The organism is Microbulbifer mangrovi, assembly GCF_002009015.1.
Lineage (GTDB): Bacteria > Pseudomonadota > Gammaproteobacteria > Pseudomonadales > Cellvibrionaceae > Microbulbifer > Microbulbifer mangrovi.
Genome location: NZ_LZDE01000114.1, coordinates 1 through 1,710 on the forward strand (window position 1 = coordinate 1; position 1,710 = coordinate 1,710).

Genomic DNA, 1,710 nt, shown 5'->3' on the forward strand with positions numbered 1-1,710 from the left:
GCCATCCAGGCCGCATACGGTCTGGCAAAGCCGTACCCGACATCGCCACCTTCGCCCCCTCCCCTTACTTACCAACCAGTTATTCCTTGATCGGAAGGCGCCAGAATACACACCTGTCCGCGCCTCCGGACAAAGGGTGTCCGGACACATTTTCCGGACACCCCGCCACCGTTCACCAAATCTCTAGAAAATATATTTTCTATATATTTCAATAACTTAAAGACAAAACCAAGCTTGGCACGGCAATTGCGATAAGGCCGCTGCATCCGAAAAGTTAACTGTGCATCCGCGGCCAGAAACACCCGCGTCACAGTGGCAGAACAAAACAAACTGATTCGCAGTACTTGGGAACAACATGATCAGAGATACCTCAGGACAGGACATCCAGCTTAATCCGCAAAGCCCGTGGAAGAACCCGCGCCTGCTGAAGCGCGCCGGCCTCGGCGTCGCCGCTGCGGCTTTTGTGGTTTGGGGGCTGGTGAGCTGGCAGAGCACCAACGCGGTGGACGCGAGCGTGTCACTGTCGCGCCTGAATATTGCGCAGGTGGAGCGCGGGGATCTGGTTCGGGATCTGGTGGTTCAGGGCAAGGTGGTGGCGGCTAACAGCCCTACCCTGTTCAGCCCGGCTCAGGGCATCGTGAAATTTGCAGTCAAGGCCGGTGACACGGTTGCCCAGGGACAGATTCTGGCAGAAGTGGACAGCCCGCAGTTGCAGAACCAGCTGGCCCAGGAAAGCGCGCTGTATAACAAACTGAGCGTGGAACTGGCCCGCCAGAAAATTCAGGCCAAGCGCCAGCGTCTGGAAAACACCCAGAAAGCCGACCTCGCCAAGGTTGACCTGACCGCGGCACAGCGAGAGCTGAAGCGCGCCGAGCTGTCCATGGAGAAACAGATCATCTCCCAGCTCGACTTCGAAAAGGCCAGCGACGACCTCGCGCGTGCAGAACTCGAATACAAACAGGCGGTGCAAAACTCCCAGCTTGAGAACGAAGCCCTCGCGTTTGAAACCCAGACACTGCAGCTGCAGGTCGACCAGCAGCAACTGCAAGTAGAGGAGCTGCAGCGCAAGGTCAACGAACTGCAGATCGTCTCCCCCGTCGACGGCACTATCGGCAGCCTCGCCGCCACCCAGCGCTCCGCTGTCGCTGCCAATGCTCCCTTACTCACCGTCGTCGACCTCACCAGCTTCGAACTGGAAGCCGCAGTGCCGGAAAACTACGCCGACGACCTGGGGCTGGCCATGGCGGTGGAAATCAATATGGGCGGCAGCAAGCTCCCCGGCGAGATCACCGCAATCGCACCCGAGGTCATCGACAACCAGGTCGTCGCCCGCGTGCGCTTCACCGGCGAGCAACCCGTCAACCTACGCCAGAACCTTCGGCTTACCGCGCGGGTACTGTTGGAAAACCGCAGCGACGTGATGCTGGTGAAACGCGGAGCTTTCCTGGATCAGACCGGTGGGCGTTTCGCCTGGAAGCTGAATGACCAGCAACAGGCAGTGAAAGTACCGATCACTATCGGCGCTCTGGGTTTGAACCAGGTGGAGATTGTTTCCGGTCTCAAGGAGGGTGACCAGATCATTACCTCCTCGGCGGATGAGCTGGAAAAAGCGCAGCTGGTTGCGCTGAAAGATTAATAGGTCATACAGATACAAGATGCGAAGGCGCTGATACCGATGGATGTTTGCGAGACCGTCTGCGGCCAGGACGG

1 protein-coding gene is annotated in these 1,710 nt (G+C 58.4%); it reads left to right on the forward strand.

Annotated features, from left to right (window positions below; all coding sequences use genetic code 11):
- Positions 1-355: 355 nt before the first annotated feature.
- Positions 356-1,636: an efflux RND transporter periplasmic adaptor subunit gene (locus B4U49_RS00565; protein WP_078082663.1), complete on the forward strand. Its 1,281-nt coding sequence runs from the start codon at positions 356-358 to the stop codon at positions 1,634-1,636.
- The last annotated feature ends 74 nt before the right edge of the window (positions 1,637-1,710 follow it).

Coding starts and splice junctions, on each gene's coding strand:
- B4U49_RS00565 (WP_078082663.1), top strand. CDS start 356: ATGATCAGAGATACCTCAGGACAGGACATCCAGCTTAATCCGCAAAGC.